Genomic DNA, 18,683 nt, shown 5'->3' on the forward strand with positions numbered 1-18,683 from the left:
GCGCCGACCCCACCCCTCACACCCCGGCGACGACGGTGCGGACCACGGCGCGCTCGTCGCCGAGCACCATCGTGGCGAAGAGCAGTTCGTCGGTGGTGGTGGCCGCCTCGGCGCGTCGGCGCAGGACGTCGGAGTTGGCGCCCGCGCAGGGGTCGAGGACGACCAGGTCGGCGTCCTTCCCGGTCTCCAGGGACCCGACGGACGCCTCCACGCCCAGGGCCTCCGCCCCGCCCAGCGTGGCCAGTCGCAGCAGCGCGGCGACGTCCAGCGGGGCGTCCAGCATGCGCGACGCGGTATAGGCAGAACCCAGCGTGACCAGTGGCGACAGGCTGGTCCCCGCGCCGACGTCGGAGCCCAGCCCCACGCGCAGGCCCTCGAAGGACTGCGCCCGGGTCACGCCGAACATGCCCGAGCCGAGGAAGAAGTTCGACGTGGGGCAGTGCGCCACGGAGGCCTGCGCCTGCCCCAGCCGGGTGAGTTCGCGGTCGCCCAGGTGTACGCCGTGGCCGAACACGGCACGCCGGCGCACCAGCCCGGCCCGGTCGTAGACGTCGGTGTAGTCGAGCGCGTCGGGGAACAGGGAGCGCACCCAGTCGATCTCGCCGGTGTTCTCCGACAGGTGGGTCTGCACCACCACGTCCGGGTGGGACGCGGCGAGTTCGCCGAGCGCGGCGAGCTGCGCGTCCGAGGACGTCGGCGCGAACCGCGGGGTGATGGCGTACTCGAGGCGTCCCACGCCGTGCCAGCGCTCCAGCAGTGCCGCGCTGTCCGCCACGGCGGAGTCGGGGGTGTCGAGCAGGCCGTCGGGGGCGTTGCGGTCCATGCAGACCTTGCCGGTGATGACGCGCAGGTTCCTGCGCCGCGCGTGACGGAACAGCGCCTCCGCGCTGCCCGGGTGCACGGTGGCGTACACGCAGGCGGTGGTCACCCCGTTGTCGACGAGCTGGTCGGTGAAGAAGTCCGCGACGGCGTCGGCGTGGGCGTCGTCGGCGAACCGGGCCTCGGCCGGGAAGGTGTAGTTGTCGAGCCACCCGAGCAGCTGCAGTCCCGGCGAGGCGATCATGCCGACCTGCGGGAAGTGCACGTGGGCGTCGACGAAACCGGGGACGAGCAGGGCGTCGCCGTGGTCCTCGACGAGCGCGCCGCGGTGACGCGGCAGGACGTCGCGGGCCGCGCCGACGTCGAGGATGCGTCCGCCCGCGTGGGCGACCGCGCCGGACGCGACGTCCAGCGTGGTGCCGTCCGCCGTCGGCGTCACGACGTGGCCGAGCACGACGGTGGGGCGCGCGTTCACCGCTCAGACCTCGCTGGACGAGGCGGGCGCGGGCACCGCGCGCAGGCCGGACGGCGCGGCCGGGGCGTCCTGCAGTTCGTCCTGCAGTTCGTCCTGCAGTTCCTCCTCGAGCGTGTCCTCGGCGAGGTGGCCGCCGCCCTCCCGGTTGAGCAGCAGGTTCAGCAGGATCACCGACACCGCGCCCACCGTGATGCCGCTGTCCAGGATCATCTCCAGGCTGTCCGGCAGGTTGGCGTAGAGGCCGTCGAACACGGCCGGCAGCATCGCCAGCGCCACGGAGACGCCCACGATCAGCGCGCGCGTCTCCGTCCACGTCACCGTGGCCAGCGTCCTGATGCCGGACGCCGCGACCATGCCGAACAACGCCACGCCCGCGCCGCCGAGCACCGGCGACGGGATGCCCGTGGCGATCTCGCCGACCTTCGGCAGCAGGCCGAGGACCACCAGGATCAGGCCCGCGGCGGTGACCACGTACCGGCTCGCCACCCGCGACAACGACACCAACCCGACGTTCTGCGCGAACGCGGAGTACGGGAAGGTGTTGAAGACGCCGCCGAGCAGCGTCGCCAGACCGTCGGCGCGCAGGCCGTCGGCGAGGCTGCGCGGTGTGGCGCGGCGTCCGGTGATTTCGCCGACGGCGACGATGTCACCGCTGGTCTCCGTCATGATCACCAGGCCGACGAGCAGCATCGTGAGGATCGAGGCGATGTCGAACGTCGGGGTGCCGAACTGGAACGGCATGGGCACACCCACCCAGTCGGCCTCGCCCACCGCCGAGAAGTCGCTGGCGCCGACGAACACGCCCGCGACCGTGCCGACCACGATGCCGCCCAGAACCGCCATCGACTTCCACGCCGCCGGGGCGAAACGGTGGATGCACACCACCACGACCAGCGTGCCCAGGGCCAGCAGGAAGTTCTGCCCCGTACCCTGCTCGCTCGCCGGACCGTTCTGGTTGAACAGCCACCCCGCCGCCACCGACAGCAGGGACAGCCCCACCACCGTGATCACCGTGCCGATGACCAGCGGCGGGAAGTACCGCACCACCTTGGCGAAGAACGGCGCGATGAGCATCATCAGCACACCCGTGGCGATGACCGACCCGTAGATCGCGGTGATGCCGTGCTCGGACCCGATGGAGATCATCGGGGCGACCGACACGAACGACACACCCTGGATCAACGGCAGCCTCGACCCGAAGCGCCAGAAACCCAGCGACTGGATCACCGAGGCGATGCCGGCGACGAAGAGGTCGGCGACGATGAGGTGGTGCATGTGCTCCGCCTCGAACTCGCCGGCGGCGACGAGTGCACCACCGACGATCAGCGGCACGGCGATCGCCCCGGCGTACATCGCCAGGACGTGCTGCAGGCCCAAGATGAACGTGCGCGCCAGCGGTGGTTTCTGGTCGACCGGGTGCGTGCCGTCCGGGGCGACGGCGCCGATGGTGCCGGGGATGTACTCGTCGGTGGTGCTCATCTAACGCCTCAACTCCCCTGGTAGGTCGAGTAGCCGAACGGCGACAGCAGCAGCGGGACGTGCAGGTGCCCGTCCGCCCCGCCGCGCTGCGCGGTGACGTGGAAGGTGATGTCCACGAAGGGGTACAACGAAGCGGTCTGCGAGGCGTCCAGGTAGGCGCCGGTGTCGAAGCGCAGGCGGTAGGTGCCCGGCTCCAGCGGGGTGGTGAACCGGTGACGGCCGTCGGCGTCGGTCGCGCCCGACTCCACCGGTGCGCCCTGGTCGGTGACCAGGGCGATGTCCAGGCCCGCGGCGGGCAGACCGGTCGTGGTGTTCAGGACGTGGGTGGACAGGCTCATGCCTGGGCCTCCTTCGTGTTCTCGGAATCTGCTTCGGTGACGAAGCCGCGCAGGCGCAGCTGGTTGATGGCGTCGAGGTTGTCGACCACGGTCGGCCACTCGTCCTGCGGCTCCCGGGCCAGGCGCTCGACGAGGTTGTCGAGGATCTGGCGGCTGTCGCGTCCGGCGGCGCGGATGAGGAAGTTCCAGCCGAACTTCTCCCGGTAGGTGGGCTGCAGGTTGCGCAGCGCCTGGAGTTCGCTGTCGCCGTCCTGCGCCCCGTCCTGCGCGGTGGCCTGTTCGGCGGCGGACAGGCTGCCGGCGGCGACGGTGCCGCCGATCGGCGGGTGGGCGTTGACGGACTCCAGGACGCCCGCGTCGTCCTGCGCGCGCAGCAGGTCGGACGCCGCCGCGCAGAGCGCGTCGACGGAGGCGAACGGGCGTGCGTCGACGACGGACGCGGCGAGCGTCCTGCTGGCGAACAGTTCCGCCACCCGGTCGACGAGGGCGGCGGCGGGTGCCGTGTTGAAGACCTCGGGCGTGACGGTGGCCGGTATAGGTGTCACTGATGTTGTCATAGGTAACAGTGTCGACGTTTTCTGTTTCTCGCGGGTTAAACCGCAATTTCCCGGTCGAGAACTTCCCCGCGACCACCCCCGCCGGACGCCGACGCCGCCGCTGAGCGCACCTGCCCCCCCCCGCGGCGTCCTGCTTCGGGCCGCTTCCGGGCCGACCGCCGGGCCCCGGGGGACCACGTTGGACCTGGTACCCCTACGGGTTCGGGGAGAGGGGCGGAAATCGAGCGTGGGATGTCCGAACCCGGGGATTCAAACATCTCACGCTCGATTTCCGCCCCTCGCCGTCTGCACACGCCGCCGCGACGGCGGGCCCGATCGGCTCACCGGGAATGGAACGGTGTGAACCCACCTAGACAGCATGGTCTACTTCTGGCTCAGCACACCCCTCCCGCAGGCCCCGCCTGCAACCGATCCGCTCTGACCGGAATGAAATGAGGCCACCCGCCGTGACCCGCCACTCCCCCGTCCTGACGCTCCTCACCGGCGTCACCGTCCTCGCCGTGCTCGCCGGCTGCACCTCCGCGGTCGGCGAACGCCTCGCCGCGGCCGACGGCGAACCCGTCGACGGCGGCACCGCCCGCGTCGGCACGCCCAACGACCTCAGCCCGAAGACGCTGTACTCCGGCGGCGGCATCGCCGAACTCACCGTGACCGGCAACGTCTTCGAGACCCTCACCAAGTACGACGCCGAGGAGGAGGACGACGACGGTGACCTCGAGCCGCAGCCCGTCCTCGCCGAGTCCTGGGACGTCAGCGACGACGGCACGGACGTGACCGTGCACCTGCGCGACGACGTCACCTTCCACAACGGCGCCGACCTGGACTCCGGCGACGTCAAGGCCAGTTTCGAGAACTACTCCGACCCGGCGCGCTCCGGACAGCTCGCCCGCACCGCCCAGCAGATCGAGCGCATCGACACCCCCGACCCCCTCACCGTGGACTTCACGTTCGCCCGGGCGGTGAACAACGTCTTCGACCTCTTCGAGTTCGTGCCGGTCATCGAGGACTCCACGGTCGACGCCTTCAACGACGGCACCGCCTTCGTCGGCACCGGCCCCTTCAGCTTCGACGACTGGCAGCGCGGCAGCCACCTCAGCCTCGGCGCCTACGAGGGATACCGCACCGGCGCGCCCGCGATCGACGGCATCGAGGTCGTGGTCGTCCCCGACAGCCAGACGCAGTTCGCCCAGCTGCGCTCCGGGCAGCTCGACGTCCTGCCCGCCGTCGAACCCCGCGACGCCGAGGCCCTGGAGGACAACGACCTCTTCGACGTCACCGAGAAGTCCGGCACCGGGGCCACCTACTACACGGGCATGAACGTGCAGGCCCCGACCTTCCGCGACCGGCGTGTGCGCCAGGCCGTGGCCTACGCCGTGGACCGTGACCGCATCCTCGACGAGGTCTACCAGGGCCGCGGCTACACCCAGTCGTTGCCGTGGCCCGCCGACTCCGCCGCCTACGACGAGGAACGCAACGACACCTACCAGCGCGACCTCGACCGTGCCCGCGAGCTCGTCGGGCAGGTCGAGGAGGAGGACGGCCCGCTGCCGGACGCGACCCTGTCCTACCGCGGGGCGGACCCCACCGAGCAGAACACCGCCCAGATCATCCGCGCCGACCTCGCCGAGATCGGCGTGACCGTGGACCTGCAGCCCCTGGAGGCCGGCGTGCACGGCGAGAAGCTGCGCAACGCCGGCTTCGACGGCATGTGGCTGCTCAGCCACGACTTCGTGCAGTACACCCCGGCCACCCTGACCGTGAGCGCCTTCCCCTTCAACTCCGAGCACAACACCTCCAACTTCCGCAGCGACGCATACTCCGCCGCGGCCGCCGACGCCTGGCTCGCCGGCGCCCCGTCCTCCCCCGCGGCGCAGGCCGCCTGCCGCCGGCTCAACGACATCCTGCTCGACGAGGCCTTCCTCGTCGAACTCATCCGGCCCGACGCCCCGCTGGTCACCGCCTCCAACCTCAAGGGCGTGACCTGGACCAAACGCTCCGAACCCGTCTTCGCCCACGCCACCTTCACCTCCTGACCCCGTGAGGAACACCACCGTGACAACCGCAACCACAACCGCAACCACGACTCCGACCAGAACCCGCCCGACCGTCCTGCCCTTCCTCCTGCGCCGCCTGCCCTCCGCCATCGCCGTCGTCGCCGCCGGGTCCGTGGTGGTCTTCGCCCTGCTCCGGCTGATCCCCGGCGACCCGGCCGAGGCCCTCGCGGGGTCCGACGCCCCGCCGGAGGCCGTCGCCGCCCTGCGCGACGACCTCGGGCTGACCGCCTCCCCCGTCAGCCAGTACCTCTCCTGGATCGGCTCCCTGCTGACCCTGCACCCGGGGCGCTCGCTGGTCATCGGCGGTGACATCGCCACCCTCGTCGGGGAGGCCGCAGGACGCACCCTGCTGCTCACCACCACCGCCGTCCTGCTGGCCGTCGTCCTCGCCCTGGTGGTCAGCGTCGGCGCCGAACTCGTCGACCGACGGTGGGCGCGCTCCGCCGCGACCGCCTTCGCCACCCTCGGCGTGGCCCTGCCGACGTTCGTCACCGGTGCGCTGGCGATCATCGTCTTCGGCGTGGTGTTCGTCGTCCTGCCCGCCGGCGGCGTGCCGCGCGACGGGCTGCTCGACCGCCCCGACATCACCGCCCAGTACCTCCTGCTGCCCGCCGTGTGCCTGGCGTTGCCGTCCGCAGCGGCACTGACCCGCTTCCTCGACGAGTCGGTGCGCACCGAACTCGGCCAGCCCTACGCCACCACCGCCCGCGCCCTGGGCATCCCGCGGCGGCGCATCCTGCTCACCCAGGTCCTGCCCAACGCCCTGCCCCCGGCGGTCACCGTGCTGGGCCTGCAGATCGGCCAGCTGCTCGGCGGCGCGGTGATCGTCGAGGCCCTGTTCGCCTGGCCTGGCCTGGGCCACCTCATCCACCAGGCCGTGGCCGTGCGCGACTACCCGGTGGTGCAGGTCCTGCTGCTGCTCTCCGTGGTGCTGTTCGTGGTGATCCAGCTGGTCACCGACCTGATCCACGCCAACCTCGACCCCCGCATCCGACTGGAGGGCGCACGATGACCGTCACCCCGACCACCACGCTCAACCGCCCCGACCTCACGCCGGACGACCCGGCACTCGCGCGCCGCACCAGCCGTGCCGGACGCGCCGACCGTCCCCTCCTGCGCGCGCTCACGCACGGCCGCGGACTCGTCGGCGTGCTCCTGACCGGCGCCGTGGTGCTCGCCGGGCTACTCGCCCCGCTGATCGCCCCGTACGCCCCCGACGAGCAGATCCCCGGCGCGAACCTGCTCGGCCCGTCCTCCGCGCACTGGTTCGGCACGGACACCGCCAACCAGGACATCCTCTCGCGCACCCTGTACGGCATCCGGGTGAACCTGCTGATCATCGTGCTCGCCGTCCCGCTGGGTGCGGCGACGGGCACGCTGGCCGGCCTCGCCGGCGCGCAGTGGGCCCGGCGTCGCCCCTGGGCGGACACGGTGCTGCAGCGTTCCTTCGACCTGGTGCTGGCGTTCCCCACGATCATCCTGGCCATCGCGCTGACGATGGTGCTGGGCCCGGGGCTGACCACCGTGTTCATCGTGGTCGCCCTGGCAGAGGTGCCGGTCTTCGGGCGTCTGGCCCGCTCGGTGGCGCTGTCCGTGCGCGAGCGCGGCTACGTGGAGTCCGCCCGGACCGCGGGCGCCTCGGAGACGTGGATCCTGCGCCACCACGTGCTGCCGAACAGTCTGGAGCCGCTGGTCGTGCAGTTGGCGTTGGCGATGTCGGTGGGCGTGTTCATCGAGGGTGCGATGAGTTTCCTCGGCCTGGGCGTGGTCCCGCCGACCCCGTCGCTGGGCACGTTGATCCAGGAGGGCGTGGCCTACGCCTACCACGCGCCCTTCTTCGCCGTCGGCCCGTTGGCCGTGGTCGTGGTGCTCATCCTCGGCCTGCTGCTCATCTCCCGGGCGCTGTCCGGCGCCACCCGCAACCCCTGACGTCCTGAAATGTCCCGAAAGGCGACCATGAACAACTCCCCCGTCCTCTCCGTCCGTGACCTGTCCATCTCCTTCTCCCACCCGCGTCCGGCGGTGGTCTCGGTGTCCTTCGACCTGGGCCGTGGCGAACTGCTCGCCCTGGTCGGCGAGTCCGGCTCGGGCAAGTCGATGACCGCGCGTGCGGTGCTGGGCCTGCTGCCCGCCGGCGCCCGGGCGTCCGGCTCGGTGACGCTCGACGGCACCGAGATCCTCAACGCCAACGAGTCCGACCTGCTGGCCGTGCGCGGCACGAGGGTGGGCCTGGTCTTCCAGGAGCCGCAGTCCGCGCTGAACCCGGTGCGCACCGTCGGCTGGCAGCTCGCCGAGGCGATCACCGCGCACACGCAGGGCCGGAAACAGGGCCGAAAACACGGCAGGACGCAGCGGGCCGCCGTGCGGCGCCGCGCCGTGGAGCTGCTCGAGACCGTCGAGATCCCCGACGCCGCCGCCCGGCTCGACGCCTACCCGCACCAGCTCTCCGGCGGGCAGCGTCAACGCGTGGCCATCGCCCTGGCGCTCGCCGGAGAGCCGGACGTCCTGCTCGCCGACGAGCCGACGACCGCGCTGGACGTCACCGTGCAGGCCGGGATCCTCACCCTGCTCGACCGGCTGCGCGAGACCCGCGGGCTGAGCGTCCTGCTGATCACCCACGACATGGGCGTGGTCGCCGAGCACGCCGACCGGGTGGTGGTGCTGCGCCACGGCGAGGTCGTGGAACAGGGCCCCACCCGCCGCATCATCGACGCCCCGCGCGAGCCCTACACCCGCGCGCTCATCGCCGCGGTCCCCCGCTTCGCCGCAGGACGCCCCGACGCCGGCACGTCCGGCACGTCCGGTGCGTCCGGCGCAGTGCCGCCGGCGGCGGCGGTGCAGGACGTCACCGTGGTCTACGACCCCCGGGCGTCCTCCCCCGCACTCGACGCGGTGACGCTGTCCGTGGCCCCCGGGGCCACGCTCGGGCTGGTCGGCGAGTCCGGTTCCGGCAAGTCCACCCTGGGCCGTGTGATCGCCGGGATCCAGCAGCCCACCGGCGGCACGGTGACCACGGACGCGCTCGTCGCCGTGGTGCCGCAGGACCCGGCGTCCTCCCTGGACCCGCGCCACAGCGTGGGGTGGAGCGTGCGCGAGCCACTGGACATCCACCGGGTCGGCACGCGGGCCGCCCGGCGCGACCGCGTCGAGGAACTGCTGCGCGCCGTGCACCTGCCGCCCGGGACCGCCGAGCGTCACCCGGCCGAGCTCTCCGGCGGGCAACGTCAGCGCGTGGCGATCGCCCGCGCCCTGGCGCTGGACCCGACGCTGGTCATCGCCGACGAACCGACCAGTGCGCTGGACGTCAGCGTGCAGGCGGAGGTGATCGGGCTGCTGCGCGAGACCCAGCGTCGCCTCGGGTTCGCCATGGTGTTCATCAGCCACGACCTGGCGGTGGTCTCACAGGTCAGCGACACCGTCGCCGTGCTGCGCCGCGGCCGGCTGGTCGAGTACGGCGACACCGACGCCGTGTTCGCCCACCCGGACGCCGACTACACCCGTGAGCTGCTGGCGGCCGTGCCATCCATCGGCGACGCCCGCGTGCGGCCCGCGACGGTGGGTGCGTGATGGGAGCACCAGCAAACGCCCGCGGCTACGAGCACTTCGACGGCCGCGTGGGACGCACCCTGTCCGACTCCGAACCGTCCTGGCCTGCGGAGAACCGCGCCGCACCCGGGGCACCGAACGTGGTCGTCGTGCTCGTCGACGACATGGGCTACTCCGACATCGGCCCCTTCGGCTCCGAGATCCCCACCCCGAACCTCGACCGCCTCGCCGACGAGGGACGCGTGCTTACCAACTACCACACCACCCCGGTGTGCTCCCCGGCGCGCGCGGCGGTGCTGACCGGGCTGAACCCGCACCGGGCGGGCTTCGCCCACGTCGCCAACTCCGACCCCGGCTTCCCCGGCGTCCGCCTGGAACTCGGCGACGACGTGGCCACGCTCCCGGAGATCCTGCGCGACGCCGGCTACGCCACCCTCGGCGTGGGCAAGTGGCACCTCACCCGCGACGCCCTGCTGAACGCCGCGGCGGACCAGTCGTCCTGGCCGGTGCAGCGCGGCTTCGACCACTACTACGGCTCCATGGAGGCGCTGAACTCCTTCTTCCACCCCAACCAGCTGGTGCGCGACAACACCGTCGTCCAGCACGAGCAGACCCCGGACGGCTACTACCTCACCGACGACTACACCGAGGAGGCGTTGGGCTCGATCAAGGCGCTGCGCGCCTCGGACGCGGACAAACCCTTCCTCCTCTACTTCGCGCACACCGCCATGCACGGCCCGCTGGGGGCGAAGGACTCCGACATCGGGAACCACCGCGGACGCTACGACGTGGGCTGGGACCGCGTCCGGCAGGACCGTCACGCCCGGCAGGTCGAGCTCGGCGTGATCCCGGCCGGCACGCCGCTGCCCGAACGCGAGGGCAAGCTCGGCCGCGAGATCCCCGCCTGGGACTCCCTCGACGAGGAGACCAGGTCGATCTACGCGCGCTACCAGGAGGTCTACGCCGCGATGGTCGACTCGGTGGACCAGAGCCTCGGCCGCGTCCTCGACCTGCTCGACGAGCTGGGCGAACGCGACAACACCATCGTGGTGTTCACCTCCGACAACGGCGGCACCGCCGAGGGCGGGCCGGAGGGCACACGCTCCTACTTCAGCCGCTTCGCCCACGTCGCCGGGCTGCCGTCCGACTGGGACGGCGACGTGGACGTCGACCCGTCCTTCATCGGCGGGCCGCGCTCGATGGCGCACTACCCGGAGGGCTGGGGGCACGCGTCGAACACGCCCTTCCGGTTCTACAAGGGGCAGACCTACGCCGGCGGCGTACGGGTGCCGCTGCTGGTGTCGTGGCCGGGAGGCCTGGGACGCTCCGACGGTGCCGCACTGCGCGACCAGTACCAGTACGTCACCGACCTGACCCCCACCATCCTCGACCTCGCCGGCGTGGCCCACCCGGGCACCCGCGGCGGGCGTCCGGCGAAGACGCCGGACGGCGTGAGCTTCGCCCCGGTGCTGCGCGGCGCCGCGCACCCGTCCACCCACCCGGAGCAGTACGCCGAACTCGGCGGCAACCGCGGCTACTACGCCGACGGCTGGAAGATCGTCGCCGACCACCGCCCCGGCACCTCCTTCGACGACGGCGAATGGGAACTCTACGACGTGGCGTCCGACCCCAACGAGCTCTACGACGTGGCCGCCGGACACCCGGACGTGCTGCGCGACCTCGCCGCACGCTGGGAGAAGGCCGCGTGGGAGAACACGGTCTTCCCGCTCAACGACCACAGCGACCCGCGTGCGTCGCTGCGCCGTCCCGCCGAGACCCGCCTGTCGGCCCCGGTGACGCTGCTGCCCGGCACCCCGAAACTCGAGCGCTACCGCTCCTCGGCGCTGACCCAGCTGCGCTCCTTCGAGGTGGTCATCGACGTGACGTACACGCCGGGGGACGCCGGGGTGCTGGTCGCCCACGGCGACCAGGGCGGCGGGTACGTGGTCTACGTCGACGGCGGGTCCGGCGAGGTGCGCCTGGCGGTCAACGAGTACGGGCGGCTGCACGAGGTCGCCGCCGGCGTCCTGCGGGAGGGACGCCGGAGCGTCCTGCTGCGCTCGACGGCGCTGCCCGACTTCCGCACGACGTGGACGCTGGAGGCGGAGCGCAGCGCGTCCGGCACGTCCGGCACGTTGGCGGGGTTGTGGGCGTTCGTGGGCATGGCACCGTTCAGCGGCATCGACGTGGGCGTGAACCGTGGCGGGCCGGTGCACTGGGGACTCTACGAGGCGCACGGCTCCCACCGGTACAGCGGTGACCTGCACTCGGTGCGCTACGTGCCCGGCGAACGCGCACCGTACAGCCCCGCCGTCCTCGCCGAGCTGGCGCGCGACGCCGCCGACGCCTTCGACTGAGCCGCCCAGCCGGTCGACGGGGCGCAGGCCGTTGCGCGCACCGCGGCGAGGCGGGGACGCGGTGCCAGGGGGTACCAAGTTGGACCTGGGAGCGTTGAGTTCGCCGACTCAACGCTCCCAGGTCCAACTTGGTACCCCTCATGTCCGGGGAGAGGGGCGAAGATCGAGCGTGGGATGCCTGAACACGGTGATTCAGACATCCCACGCTCGATTTCGGCCCCCGGCACTTCCGTTCAGGGTGAGGCGAAGGCTGGCCGCGCGTGGTGGCGCTTCCGTAGCGTACCGGAATAGACAGAGCAGTCTATTCGAGTCCACCACGGAAAGAAGGAACCACCATGACCAGCACGCTCACCGCACCCACCGAGAACGCAGAAGCCGTCCGGAATACAGCACCCACCCCGTCCGTCACCCGCCTCGGCCAGAACATCGGCGCCCGGGTCGACGGCATCCGGCTCGGCGGCGACATCACCGACGACGAGGTCGAGTTCATCCGCACCGCCCTGGCCACCCACAAGGCCGTGGTCTTCCGGGACCAGAACCTCACCGACGAGTCCCAGTACGCCTTCGCCCAACGACTCGGCACGCCCACCCAGGCGCACCCCACCGTGCACTCCACCGGCCTGGAACGTCTCACGCTCGAGGGCGCGGCGAACTCCTGGCACACCGACGTGACCTTCGTCGACCGCATCCCGAAGATCTCGATCCTGCGCGCCATCGACCTGCCTCCCTACGGCGGGGCGACGATCTGGGCGAACACCACCGCCGCCTACAAGGCACTGCCCGAACCCCTGCGCATCCTCGCCGACAACCTCTGGGCCACGCACTCCAACGAGTACGACTACGCCGCCGGCCACCAGTCCGAGGACGACTCCGAGCACCGCCGCGAGTTCACCCGCAACGTCTTCGAGACCGAGCACCCGGTCGTCCACGTCCACCCGGAGACCGGCGAGCGTTCCCTGCTGCTGGGCCACTTCGTGAAGGGCTTCACCGGGCTGAAGCCCCGCGAGTTCCAGGACCTCTTCTCCGCCTTCCAGGACCGCATCACCAAGGAGGACAACACCTTCCGCTGGAACTGGAACGACGGCGACGTGGTGCTCTGGGACAACCACGCCACCCAGCACTACGGGGTGAAGGACTTCGGCGACCACCACCGCAAGATCCGGCGCGTGACGCTGGCCGGCGCGGTGCCGACCGCGGTCGGCGGCGAGAGGTCACGCATCATCACAGGCGACGCCACGGACTTCTCCGTCATCGACGAACCGCGCCCGCTGGTCGGTTACCTCGGCGACGCCGCCGACCTCTGACCCCACACCTCACGGACAAGGGGCCGCTTTCGGCAGACCCGCTACTCCTGCTCCACCCAGCCGGTCGACGGGAACTCCTCCGTGTCCACGTAGTTCACGGGGGTCAGGACCGTCAGCACGACGATCATCAGCGCGGCCACCGCGAACGACAGGACGGCGAGCACCACCGGGCGCCGGTCGTCCGGCGTCTTACGCGCGCGCCAGAGCGCCCATGCGCCGAGCAGCGCCGGCACGGGGAACATGAAGGAGAGTCCGGACACCAGGAGGAGCACGGAGAGGGCGAGGAGAACCCACGGGAAGAGCAGGGAGTCTCGTTGACGGGTGCGCTCGCTCATGGCGTCCTTCCTGGTCGCGGGCGCCCGAGATCGGGCGGGGACTGGCGGGGCTTCTGGCGGCAGGCTATCAGTCGGCACGACGGGTGGCGGGCACCTCGTGCAGCGCCGGGATGTCGGCGAGACTGTCGAGGATCAGCGCGTGGGGTTCGGCGGCGAGCACCGCCCGGTCCACCGAGCCGGTCAGCACGCCGACGCCGCGCACCCCCGCGTTCGCCGCAGCGCGCAGGTCAGCCACGGTGTCGCCGACGGAGACCACGTCGTCGACCGAGGTCACGCCGGTAATCTCCATGGCGTGGTGGATCAGGTACGGTGCCGGACGCCCCGCGGCGACCGTGTCCGAGGTGACCAGGGCGTCCACCACGAAGCCGGACGCGCCGGCGTCCCCGGCGTCCTGCGCTGCGTCCCTCGCGCGGTCACGGACGCTCCAGCCGCAGGCGGCGAGCACGATGTCGGCGATGGGGCGCTGGAAACCGGTGGTCAGCACGATGCCCGCGCCGTCCTCCCGCAGCCGTGACAGGGCCTCCTCCACTCCATCAATCGGACGCGGCGGGTGCGCGGCGTACTCGCGGCGCAGCCCCTCCATGAAGTCGGCGAAGACGGCGTCCACCACGGCGTCGTCCACGTCGGCCACGTCCCCCGCACCGCCGAGCAGCGTGGCGATCGCGGAGCGCTTCTCCGTCCCCTTCACGGCGTTGACCTGCGCGGCGGTGACGGACACGCCGCGTCGTTCCACACACTCGCGCAGCTGGCGGTAGACGATGCCGTCCTCGTTGACGGTGGTTCCGGCGATGTCGCAGACGATGAGGGTCATGATGCGGTCCTGTCGTGGGTGGGGAGTCGGGAGAGCCCGGCGGCGCCGGAACGGGTGTTGACCACGGTGAACGCGGCGCGGTCGGGGAGGTAGCGGTCGTCGGCGATCTCGAGCAGGCGTCCGCGCGGGTCGCTGGTGCGCCGCTGCACGCGCAGCAGCGGGGCGCCGGACGCCACGCCGAGGTGCGCGGCGTCGACGTCCGGGGCGGCGAGGGCGTCGATCCGGTTCTCCGCGCGGTAGAGCTCGACGCCGGCGGCGGTGAGGTGCTCGTAGATGGAGCCGGCGTCGGTGTCGAAGTCGAAGAGGTGGCGTCCGACGTCCGGCGGGAAGACCGCGCGTTCCAGCATCGCCGGCTCGCCGTCCATGCTGCGCAGGCGCAGGACCTCCACCACGCGTGTGCCGGGCTCCAGGCCGAAGGCCTCCGTGACCTCGTCGGTGCCGGGACGTTGGGCCAGTTCCAGGGTGCGCTGCCCGGCGACCGCGCCGAGGGAGCGGCACCACTCGGTGAAGGACAGCAGGGTGGTGAAGCTCTGCGAGCTGGCCGGGGACTGCACGATGGAGCGTCGGCCCTGCCCGCCGGAGATCAGCCCCTCGGTGCGCAGCGCGGTGACGGCCTGGCGCACGGGGCTGCGCGAGGAGTTGAAGCGGCGGCACAGCTCTGCCTCGCTGGGGATCGCGTCGCCGGGGCGCAGTTCGCCGGAGGTGATCATCTCGCGCAGGTAGTCCTGAAGTTGTACGTGCAGGTTCGGCGCGGGGTCGGGTTTCATGTCCACGGATACTAGCAGCATCCACCTGGTGTTTGTCTGCTCCGCCAGCGGAACAGCACGCCAACATGTGCTGAACGCGCCGTGAACACGTGAACTGTTCATGAACTTGTCCGTACAAGTGTGGACAGGTCGGCGGACCCGCCCCACAATGAGCACCATGACCTACACCGCCGACCTCATCGTCGTGGGCTCCGGGATCCTCGGCCTCGCCACCGCCTGGCGCGCCCACCGCCAGGGCCTCACCGTCCACGTCATCGACCGCTCCGACCGACCAGTCGGCGCCTCCGTCCAGAACTTCGGCCACGCCTGCTTCACCGCGCAGGACGACACCCTCCAGGACCTCGCCGCCACCTCCGCCGCCGGCTGGACGGCGGCCGCCGCCGACGCCGGCTTCCGCGCCACCCGCCCCGGCACCGTCCTTCCCGCCGTCACCGGGGCGGAGATGCAGGTCCTGCGGGAGTTCCACGCCCACCGCGGCGCGCAGGACGTCCGGCTCATCGACCGTGAGGAGGTCCGTGCCCGCCTCGGCAACCCGCACCTGGCCTGCCTCGGCGGCGCGCACCTGCCGCGCGACATGCGCGTCGACCCGCGCGAGGCCGCCCCCGCCCTCGCCCAGTACCTCGCCGGACGCGGCGTCCGCTTCATCTGGCGCACCTTCGTGCACACCGTCGCCGACGGCAAGGTCCACACCAGCCGCGGCACCTTCCGCGCCCCCCGCGTGGTCGTCTGCCCCGGCAACGACGTCAACGACATCCTCCCCGAGCTCGTCACCGACAGGCAGATCCGCACCTGCACGCTCACCATGGCGCTCATCGACCGGCCCGCAGGCACGCCGGACGACCTGGCGATGCTCACCGGCACCTCCATGACCCGCTACGACGGCATCGCCGCGATGCCCGGGGTGGACGCCCTGCGCGCCGAACTCGCCGCGCGCGAGCCCGCCCTCACCGAGGCCGTCGCCAACGTCATGGCCACCGCCGTGCCCGGCGGCATCCTCGTCGGCGACTCCCACGACTACGACGACAGCCCCGAACCCTTCATCGACGCCGCCCAGTCCCAGCTCCTGCTCGACCGCACCACCGCCTACCTGGGCATCAACGAGCCGGTGGTGCGCCAACGCTGGCAGGGCCGCTACGCCGACTCCCCCACCACCAACCTCGTCCTGCACCACCCGGACGAGCGCACCACCGTCGCCGTCGTCACCTCCGGCATCGGCATGACCCTGTCCTTCGGCCTCGCCGAGCGCATCCTCGGCGGCTCGCCCGTCCCCGCGGCGCTGTGAAGGGCCACCTGATGCCCACCACCGCGCACCGCGCGGCGCTCGCCGCGTCCTGCGCCGTCCTGCTCGCCGCGACCACCGCCTGCGCGCCCGGCGGGCACGGACCCGACGACCCCACCTGCCCCAACGGCAAGATCGCCTTCGGCATCGAACCCTACGAGGCACCCGACAAACTCGAACCCGCCTACCAGGTCATCGCCGACGACCTCGGCGAGACGCTCGACTGCGAGGTCGACGTGCAGATCGTCGAGGACTACTCCGCCGAGGTGCTGGCCATGCGCAACGGCTCGCTCACCCTCGGCCAGTTCGGCCCCCTGGGCTACGTCTTCGCCGACCGCATCGCCGACGCCGAACCCGTGGTCTCCTTCGGCGACGCCGACGGCGAGCTCTCCACCTACACCGCCGGCATCTGGGTCGCCGAGGACTCCCCCGTGAAGACCGTCGAGGACCTGCGCGGACGCCAGCTCGCCCTCGGCGGCGTGGGCTCCACCTCCGGCGACGCCCTGCCCCGCATGGCCGTCTCCGACGCCGGGCTCACCGAGGACGACCTCACCATGGACTACGCCGGCGGCCACCCCGAGGCCCTGCTCGCACTGAAGAACGGTGCGGTCGACGCCGCCCAGATCAACTCCCAGACCGTCGGCAGCGCCAGCGCCGAGGGCACCTTCGACCCGGACGACTTCCGGCAGATCTGGTCGTCCGACCCCATCCCCAACGACCCGATCACCATCGCCGGCGACGCCAACCCGGAACTCAAGGAGAACCTGCGCGAGGCGCTGACCAGCCTGGACCCCGAGACCCTCACCGCCGTCGCCGGATTCCTGGACATCGACCCGCCCGGCCCGCTCGTCGCGGTGGCCAAGGACGACTACCGCTCCCTCTTCCACCTCGCCGACGAGCTCGGCATGACCCCCGAGGACGTCGAATGACCCCCACCGACACCAGCACCCCACCCGACGTCGCCGCCGACCGGCTCGTGCGCGTCACCCACATCTCCAAGAGCTTCGGCGACAACCACGTCCTGCACGACGTCTCGCTGGACGCCCACCGCGGCGAGACCGTCGCCCTGCTCGGCGCCAACGGCAGCGGCAAGTCCACCGCCCTGCGCATCATCGCCGGCCTGGAGACCCACGGCCGCGGCGAGGTGTCCGTGCCTTCCGGCGTGGGCTCCGGCGTGGGCACGGCCATGATCTTCCAGAAGGTCCACCTCGTGCCCCGGCGCAGCGTGCTCGACAACGTCTGCGCCGGCGGCCTGGCCCACGTCCCGCGCTGGCGCGGACTGAGCACCCTGACCTTCCCCACCGCCCTGCGCGAGGAGGCGATGGGCTGCCTGCGGCGCGTGGGCCTGGCCGACCGCGCCCACGACCGGGCCGGCTCACTGTCCGGCGGCCAGCAGCAACGCGTGGCCGTCGCCCGCGCCCTGTGCCAGCGCGCCACGGTGATCCTCGCCGACGAACCGACCTCCGCCCTCGACCCCACCGCCGCCCACCAGGTCATGGCCCTGCTGCGCGACATCGCCCGCAGCGCCGGCATCACCTGCGTGTGCGTGGTCCACCAGCCCGAACTCGCCCTGGACTACTGCGACACCGTCGTCGGACTGCGCCGGGGGCGCGTCGCCTTCAACCGTCCCGCCACGCAGACCGACCTGGCGACCATCTCACGGCTCTACGCCACCGACACCGCCGACACCGACACGACAGAGGCCCCCGCATGACCGTCACCTCCCCGCCCCCGTCCGCCCCCTCCTCCCCGCCCCCCGCGCTCGTCGCGCCGTCCCCCGTCCCGCCGCGCGACACCCGCCGCAGGACGCTCACCTGGGCCGCGGCGATCGCCGCCCTCGTCGCCGTGCACTGGATCGCGGTGGACAGCACCGAGTTCTACCTCGAACGGCTCGTCGCCGGCTGGTCGAACATCGTCGACTTCTTCGTCGAGGCCGTGCCCCCGGACCTCTCCTGGGACTCCGTGGTGCTCCCCGGCCTGCAGGGCCTGCTCACCACCCTGTGGATCGGCCTGCTCGGCACGACCTTCTCCATCCCCTTCGCCTTCGTGCTCGCCATGGGGGCCGCACGCACCGTGACGTCCAACCGGGCGGTCTACCAGGCGTGCCGCAGCGTCCTGTCCTTCCTGCGCGCGGTCCCGGACATCGTCTTCGCCCTGATCCTCGTCACCGCCGTGGGCCTGGGGCCCTTCGCCGGCGTGATGGCGCTGATCCTGCACAACACCGGGGTGATGGGGAAACTCTGGGCCGAGGCCGTCGAGGAGACCGACCAGGGGCCGCAGACCGCGCTACGCACCGCCGGGGCGTCCCGCCTGCAGCAGATCGCGCACGCCACCCTGCCGATGTCCCTGCCCCAGCTCACCGGCCTGCTGCTCTACCGCTTCGACGTGAACGTGCGCAGCTCCCTGGTGCTCGGACTCGTCGGCGCCGGCGGCATCGGGCTGCTGATCAACCGGTCGATCAAGACCTTCCAGTTCGACGAGATGTTCACCTACATCATCATGGTGCTCGTCCTGGTGGTCGTCGTCGACCAGTTCTCCGCCTGGCTCCGCCGGCGGCTGTAG

At 71.8% G+C, this 18,683-nt stretch carries 17 protein-coding genes; 10 read left to right on the top strand and 7 right to left on the bottom strand.

Going from position 1 to position 18,683, the window contains the following annotated elements; genetic code table 11:
* Positions 1-16 precede the first annotated feature (16 nt).
* From guaD to ACT3TD_RS05585, 4 genes are read right to left on the bottom strand one after another with little or no spacing between them, the layout of a single operon-like run.
* Positions 17-1,294 (bottom strand): guanine deaminase, encoded by a 1,278-nt coding sequence (gene guaD, locus ACT3TD_RS05570; RefSeq protein ID WP_441579418.1) that lies wholly within the window; start codon positions 1,292-1,294, stop codon positions 17-19.
* Between the two features lie 3 nt (positions 1,295-1,297).
* Positions 1,298-2,773 carry a nucleobase:cation symporter-2 family protein gene (locus ACT3TD_RS05575; protein WP_444614913.1) on the bottom strand — a complete coding sequence of 492 codons (1,476 nt, stop codon included), beginning with the start codon at positions 2,771-2,773 and terminating at the stop codon, positions 1,298-1,300.
* 8 nt (positions 2,774-2,781) lie between these two features.
* The gene (gene uraH, locus ACT3TD_RS05580; protein ID WP_301444141.1) at positions 2,782-3,111 is read right to left on the bottom strand and encodes a hydroxyisourate hydrolase; all 330 of its coding nucleotides are present in this window, start codon (positions 3,109-3,111) and stop codon (positions 2,782-2,784) included.
* A complete protein-coding gene (locus tag ACT3TD_RS05585; RefSeq protein ID WP_441579421.1) occupies positions 3,108-3,668 on the bottom strand; it encodes a 2-oxo-4-hydroxy-4-carboxy-5-ureidoimidazoline decarboxylase in 561 nt (186 codons plus the stop codon). The genes uraH and ACT3TD_RS05585 overlap by 4 nt, the downstream gene beginning before the upstream one ends.
* A gap of 446 nt (positions 3,669-4,114) precedes the next feature.
* On the opposite strand from ACT3TD_RS05585, the gene ACT3TD_RS05590 reads away from it, so the two are divergent.
* The 6 genes from ACT3TD_RS05590 to ACT3TD_RS05615 all read left to right on the top strand — a co-directional run bounded on the left by ACT3TD_RS05590 (position 4,115) and on the right by ACT3TD_RS05615 (position 12,929).
* Positions 4,115-5,701: an ABC transporter substrate-binding protein gene (locus ACT3TD_RS05590; protein WP_444614912.1), complete on the top strand. Its 1,587-nt coding sequence runs from the start codon at positions 4,115-4,117 to the stop codon at positions 5,699-5,701.
* Positions 5,702-5,777: 76 nt separating this feature from the next.
* A complete protein-coding gene (locus ACT3TD_RS05595) occupies positions 5,778-6,734 on the top strand; it encodes an ABC transporter permease (protein ID WP_444614934.1) in 957 nt (318 codons plus the stop codon).
* A complete protein-coding gene (locus ACT3TD_RS05600; RefSeq protein WP_441579192.1) occupies positions 6,731-7,651 on the top strand; it encodes an ABC transporter permease in 921 nt (306 codons plus the stop codon). Before ACT3TD_RS05595 ends, ACT3TD_RS05600 begins: the two co-directional genes overlap by 4 nt.
* 27 nt (positions 7,652-7,678) lie before the next feature.
* Positions 7,679-9,289: a dipeptide ABC transporter ATP-binding protein gene (locus ACT3TD_RS05605; protein ID WP_444614911.1), complete on the top strand. Its 1,611-nt coding sequence runs from the start codon at positions 7,679-7,681 to the stop codon at positions 9,287-9,289.
* Positions 9,289-11,625 carry a sulfatase-like hydrolase/transferase gene (locus ACT3TD_RS05610; RefSeq protein WP_441579194.1) on the top strand — a complete coding sequence of 779 codons (2,337 nt, stop codon included), beginning with the start codon at positions 9,289-9,291 and terminating at the stop codon, positions 11,623-11,625. The genes ACT3TD_RS05605 and ACT3TD_RS05610 overlap by 1 nt, the downstream gene beginning before the upstream one ends.
* A gap of 335 nt (positions 11,626-11,960) precedes the next feature.
* On the top strand, positions 11,961-12,929 hold the full coding sequence (locus tag ACT3TD_RS05615; RefSeq protein WP_441579195.1) for a TauD/TfdA dioxygenase family protein: 969 nt from the start codon (positions 11,961-11,963) through the stop codon (positions 12,927-12,929).
* Between the two features lie 41 nt (positions 12,930-12,970).
* Here ACT3TD_RS05615 and ACT3TD_RS05620 read toward each other — a convergent pair whose 3' ends face one another.
* From ACT3TD_RS05620 to ACT3TD_RS05630, 3 genes are all read right to left on the bottom strand, one after another.
* On the bottom strand, positions 12,971-13,264 hold the full coding sequence (locus tag ACT3TD_RS05620; RefSeq protein WP_441579196.1) for a hypothetical protein: 294 nt from the start codon (positions 13,262-13,264) through the stop codon (positions 12,971-12,973).
* 67 nt (positions 13,265-13,331) lie between these two features.
* Positions 13,332-14,075: an HAD family hydrolase gene (locus tag ACT3TD_RS05625; protein WP_441579197.1), complete on the bottom strand. Its 744-nt coding sequence runs from the start codon at positions 14,073-14,075 to the stop codon at positions 13,332-13,334.
* Positions 14,072-14,842, bottom strand: a complete 771-nt coding sequence (locus ACT3TD_RS05630; RefSeq protein WP_441579198.1) for a GntR family transcriptional regulator — start codon at positions 14,840-14,842, stop codon at positions 14,072-14,074. The genes ACT3TD_RS05625 and ACT3TD_RS05630 overlap by 4 nt, the downstream gene beginning before the upstream one ends.
* Before the next feature lie 157 nt (positions 14,843-14,999).
* Here ACT3TD_RS05630 and ACT3TD_RS05635 point away from each other — a divergent pair, with 157 nt between their 5' ends.
* From ACT3TD_RS05635 to phnE, 4 genes are read left to right on the top strand one after another with little or no spacing between them, the layout of a single operon-like run.
* Positions 15,000-16,124: a TIGR03364 family FAD-dependent oxidoreductase gene (locus tag ACT3TD_RS05635; protein WP_441579199.1), complete on the top strand. Its 1,125-nt coding sequence runs from the start codon at positions 15,000-15,002 to the stop codon at positions 16,122-16,124.
* An 11-nt stretch (positions 16,125-16,135) separates the two neighbouring features.
* Positions 16,136-17,050 (top strand): phosphate/phosphite/phosphonate ABC transporter substrate-binding protein, encoded by a 915-nt coding sequence (locus tag ACT3TD_RS05640; protein WP_441579200.1) that lies wholly within the window; start codon positions 16,136-16,138, stop codon positions 17,048-17,050.
* The gene (locus ACT3TD_RS05645) at positions 17,047-17,835 is read left to right on the top strand and encodes a phosphonate ABC transporter ATP-binding protein (RefSeq protein WP_441579201.1); all 789 of its coding nucleotides are present in this window, start codon (positions 17,047-17,049) and stop codon (positions 17,833-17,835) included. The genes ACT3TD_RS05640 and ACT3TD_RS05645 overlap by 4 nt, the downstream gene beginning before the upstream one ends.
* A complete protein-coding gene (gene phnE, locus ACT3TD_RS05650) occupies positions 17,832-18,683 on the top strand; it encodes a phosphonate ABC transporter, permease protein PhnE (protein WP_441579202.1) in 852 nt (283 codons plus the stop codon). Before ACT3TD_RS05645 ends, phnE begins: the two co-directional genes overlap by 4 nt.

The organism is Corynebacterium sp. AOP36-E1-14 (assembly GCF_052377495.1).
Lineage (GTDB): Bacteria > Actinomycetota > Actinomycetes > Mycobacteriales > Mycobacteriaceae > Corynebacterium.

Bases quoted from the DNA above. Each gene is read 5' to 3' on its own strand.
- ACT3TD_RS05575 (WP_444614913.1), bottom strand. From the start codon at position 2,773: ATGAGCACCACCGACGAGTACATCCCCGGCACCATCGGCGCCGTCGCC.
- uraH (WP_301444141.1), bottom strand. From the start codon at position 3,111: ATGAGCCTGTCCACCCACGTCCTGAACACCACGACCGGTCTGCCCGCC.
- ACT3TD_RS05585 (WP_441579421.1), bottom strand. From the start codon at position 3,668: ATGACAACATCAGTGACACCTATACCGGCCACCGTCACGCCCGAGGTC.
- ACT3TD_RS05600 (WP_441579192.1), top strand. From the start codon at position 6,731: ATGACCGTCACCCCGACCACCACGCTCAACCGCCCCGACCTCACGCCG.
- ACT3TD_RS05605 (WP_444614911.1), top strand. From the start codon at position 7,679: ATGAACAACTCCCCCGTCCTCTCCGTCCGTGACCTGTCCATCTCCTTC.
- ACT3TD_RS05610 (WP_441579194.1), top strand. From the start codon at position 9,289: ATGGGAGCACCAGCAAACGCCCGCGGCTACGAGCACTTCGACGGCCGC.
- ACT3TD_RS05615 (WP_441579195.1), top strand. From the start codon at position 11,961: ATGACCAGCACGCTCACCGCACCCACCGAGAACGCAGAAGCCGTCCGG.
- ACT3TD_RS05620 (WP_441579196.1), bottom strand. From the start codon at position 13,264: ATGAGCGAGCGCACCCGTCAACGAGACTCCCTGCTCTTCCCGTGGGTT.
- ACT3TD_RS05625 (WP_441579197.1), bottom strand. From the start codon at position 14,075: ATGACCCTCATCGTCTGCGACATCGCCGGAACCACCGTCAACGAGGAC.
- ACT3TD_RS05630 (WP_441579198.1), bottom strand. From the start codon at position 14,842: ATGAAACCCGACCCCGCGCCGAACCTGCACGTACAACTTCAGGACTAC.
- ACT3TD_RS05635 (WP_441579199.1), top strand. From the start codon at position 15,000: ATGACCTACACCGCCGACCTCATCGTCGTGGGCTCCGGGATCCTCGGC.
- ACT3TD_RS05640 (WP_441579200.1), top strand. From the start codon at position 16,136: ATGCCCACCACCGCGCACCGCGCGGCGCTCGCCGCGTCCTGCGCCGTC.
- ACT3TD_RS05645 (WP_441579201.1), top strand. From the start codon at position 17,047: ATGACCCCCACCGACACCAGCACCCCACCCGACGTCGCCGCCGACCGG.
- phnE (WP_441579202.1), top strand. From the start codon at position 17,832: ATGACCGTCACCTCCCCGCCCCCGTCCGCCCCCTCCTCCCCGCCCCCC.